Origin of the sequence: Rhodopirellula sp. JB055 (assembly GCF_043100905.1) — a bacterium.
Lineage (GTDB): Bacteria > Planctomycetota > Planctomycetia > Pirellulales > Pirellulaceae > Rhodopirellula.
On sequence record NZ_JBICHO010000449.1, the window covers coordinates 1 to 3,505 of the forward strand.

3 protein-coding genes are annotated in these 3,505 nt (G+C 54.3%); all 3 read right to left on the reverse strand.

All coding sequences use genetic code 11. From position 1 onward, the window contains the following. Positions 1-481 (reverse strand): YybH family protein (locus tag ACF8AM_RS17605; protein WP_392556898.1); only part of this gene is annotated, 481 nt, incomplete at its 3' end. Further along, the gene (locus ACF8AM_RS17610; protein WP_392556899.1) at positions 471-851 is read right to left on the reverse strand and encodes a putative quinol monooxygenase; all 381 of its coding nucleotides are present in this window, start codon (positions 849-851) and stop codon (positions 471-473) included. The genes ACF8AM_RS17610 and ACF8AM_RS17605, both read right to left, overlap by 11 nt. 299 nt (positions 852-1,150) lie before the next feature. After that, entirely contained in the window at positions 1,151-3,127 is a 1,977-nt protein-coding gene (locus tag ACF8AM_RS17615) for a sigma 54-interacting transcriptional regulator (protein WP_392556900.1), read from the reverse strand. Positions 3,128-3,505 lie beyond the last annotated feature (378 nt).

Genomic DNA, 3,505 nt, shown 5'->3' on the forward strand with positions numbered 1-3,505 from the left:
GGCGAGAGACCGGAATCGCTACCACTTCTTCGCTAACTCGGTCTAGCAACCACGCACCGTCGTGTTTGACATAAACCGCTTGATAGGCCGTTTGCTCGGGATCTGCCCCTGGACGGCTCACGATCGCTGTGCCGTTTTCTAAGGCGACACCCGGCGAGATGAACTGGATCCGTTCGGTCGTTGCTGCCAGTTTCGTGTCTTGGTTCTCAGAAAAGATCGCGGCGAATTGCTTTTCAATGGCATCGCGACCAACGACCTGTTCACCAGACAACGGATTGGTATACACGGCTTCGGGCGACCACATCGCTGCCAGTGCTTTCGCATCGCCCTGATTGAATGCTTGGACATACGCGTTGATGTCCTCACGTAGCTTGGCTTCATCGGCGGCCTGATCGGCGGACACAGATGGCACGCACAACAGCGTGCACCATGCCACTGACAGAAGTGCGATCGCGACCGATTTCACCTGTTCAGTTCTCATGTTCATTCCTCATCGGTATGGATATTCCACGATCTTCTTCCGAATGCGGCGAGTGAATCGCCGACACAACGAACTCAATCCCGCCCACGCTGTCCATGTTGCTAACATCCACTTCCGGCGGTTCCACAGACAGCTCGATGTAAGGCAGGATTTTCTGAAACCGTTGCGAACGAAGATGAGTTTTCAGATCTTCGCGTGTCTCCCACTGCATCCAGTAAGTGATCACGTCGTCATCATTGGCATCGCAAAGCACTCGACAGAGCCGACATCCTTTTGTCACTTCGGTGGGACCTGACAAACACGCCAAGACCTGAAGGATCTCATTGCGTTTGTCCGGCGGTGCCACCACTCGCAACACAACTTGGAGCATATGACTTTCCTACATCGCGTCCGTCACCTTCCGATACGTCGGACCGACAGCCCATGGATGAATGAGCCGCTGCTCCTGGTTGCTCAAATAGCAACCATCGTTCCGATGTTCTGGATTGCCTGCCAGAAAGCCTGCAAGTGCTTTGCTGGAAATGGTTTAGGAAAGACGAGAAGGGAAGGGAGCCACATCCAATTGGCAGGGGATCTCATGGAGTTCCACCAATATATTGGAGGCTTGCCCAGAATCTTCATGATTGGTGGAGGCTTCCTGGTGGTCTGGCACGACCTGTTTTTAAGGTACTATTGGGTGGGACGCTTGATTCCAAGCTTCGCCATTCTGGCTTCCAGAGTCGTTGGTTTGATGTCCAGTCGCTCTGATGCACCACCCTTACCGCGGATACGCCAGCCTGTTTTTTCAAGCACAAATAGAATCTGATCGCGTTCGACTTCCTTGAGCGTTCGTTCGCGGTTGCCGGAATTGTGTGAGCTCGGCTGCATGTCCACTTGCAGGCTATCGCCAACCGACAGAATCATCGCTCGTTCGATCGTGTTGCTCAGTTCCCGGATGTTGCCGGGCCAGTCATGGTCTTGCAACTGTTGCATCGTCCTCCGGGAGATACTTTTGATTTGTTTGCCCATTCGTTGACCGAATGCTTCCACGAAAGCCCATGTGAGTGGGGGGATGTCATCACGGCGGTCGCGGAGCGGCGGGACATGGATCGGAAAGACATTCAACCGATAGAACAGATCCGATCGGAAGAGGTTCTTTTGAATCGCTTCTTCCAGGTTCCGGTTGGTCGCGGCAATGATTCGTACATCGACCGAAAGTGTCTTGGCCGTCCCCAATCGTTCGAAGCGTCCGTCCTGCAAGACGCGCAGTAGCTTCGCTTGCAACTCCATTGGGAATTCGCCGATTTCATCGAGGAACAGAGTCGCGCCGTCGGCCAGTTCGAATCGACCAACCGCTGCTGATGCGGCACCCGTGTAGGCCCCTGCGGCACGTCCGAACAATTCGCTTTCGATCAACGTCGCTGGCAGAGAAGCACAGTTCACCACCACCATCGGCCGGTTCTTGCGACCGCTCAAGTCATGAATCGTTTGCGCCAATAACTCCTTGCCCGTCCCTGTCTCGCCTGTCAACAAGACCGGTGCGTCAGTGGTTGCAACCCGTTCCACATTGGCGAGCACTTTGGTGATGGCGTCGCTGTGACCGACGATTCGACCGTGACGATGTTTGAGAACGGCTTGCTCGCGAAGATAGAGATTGTCTTGTTCCAATTGTTGTCGCAGTCGTTGATTCTCGGTGATGGTCTTTTGAAGCACTTGATCGTTTCGGTAACGTAAAAGTGCATTGGCAAAAACTCCTCCGATCACCACCAGCCGCGAGACAATCTCACGCGGCCATTCACATTGCCGCTTCATGAAAGCGAACGTCAAACCACCCAGTAACTCTCCACCTGCCTTGAGCGGAACGGTGACATTCGAGATCACTCCTTGTTGTTGACAGTGAACTCGTTCGTTCTCAGCGTCGGGAGGAAGGTCTTCTGGGATACATCGAATAAAGACGAGATGACCGCTGCGGAATTGATTGATGAACCAGGGCAACTTCGCGACTTGAAACGGTCCAATCTCAAATGGCTTGCATCCTGGTACTGCGTAAGAATGTGAAATCATCACTTGCTCATCGTCATCACCGAATTCGACGAGTGTGCTCCGATCGTTCCCCAAAAATTGGACCAGTGCTTCCAAACTCGTATCGATCCGACTGTGGACTTGGTCACATGGCAGATTGACAAAGCCGGCCGATAGATTTGCGAGGAGCTGTTCGAAGCTGAGACGTTCTTGGATTTCAAGGTCTGCTTCGCGGGCGGCTGTGACGTCGATCATCACTCCGACTTGGATCGGACCGCCTGAGTCATTGAGGAAGAGTTCATCGTCCAGACGCGATTCCATCACCTCGACCGACGCGACGCTTCCATCTGACCGGACAATTCGCGTCACGAAGCGAATCGATTCGCCATCACCGGGCGTTTGATTCCAGTGTTCCTCGGCGGCCTCTCGGTCGTCGGAATGAACGAATTGAAGGAGTGATTCGTCGGTGATGGTTGCAGCGTTTCGCCCGAGCAGCTCACCCATCGCAGGATTCGCGTAGCAAAGTCGCCCCTCTTGAACCAAATAAACTCCTGCAGGAGAACGTTCGAACAGCAGATGAGAATCCCACGGCGAATCGATCTCTGCCTGAGAGTTGAACCCGTAAGAAGCTGAATTGATTTCCATGATCCTCGTCGCAAGCTCGATGGTCGCTGCTCTCAAATGCATGCCGGTGAACCAATCCCTGTCCGATCATGCATTGACGCTATTCGCTCAATGTAATCAGTGGCCCGCTCAAAATGCGAGGTGCTGATTCAGAAAAAGCGAATGGACCGAACACTGTCCGCTGACCGAAGCATTGGGCGCCGCGGCAACCTCCAAGTGAGTCATGAGGCCTCTTGCGCCCCGACGGGGCATCGCATTCCAACCCAGAGAAAAGCCCTGGGAGTCGTCTTTCGCCCCAACGGGGCCCTGCTCTGTCAGCCCAGGGCATCGCCCTGGGAATCCGTCGGAATGATCAGGCCGTTAGCCCCAAGGGGGCGACTCTATCTGATTCGCGCCGCC

Bases quoted from the DNA above. Each gene is read 5' to 3' on its own strand.
- ACF8AM_RS17610 (WP_392556899.1), bottom strand. From the start codon at position 851: ATGCTCCAAGTTGTGTTGCGAGTGGTGGCACCGCCGGACAAACGCAAT.
- ACF8AM_RS17615 (WP_392556900.1), bottom strand. From the start codon at position 3,127: ATGGAAATCAATTCAGCTTCTTACGGGTTCAACTCTCAGGCAGAGATC.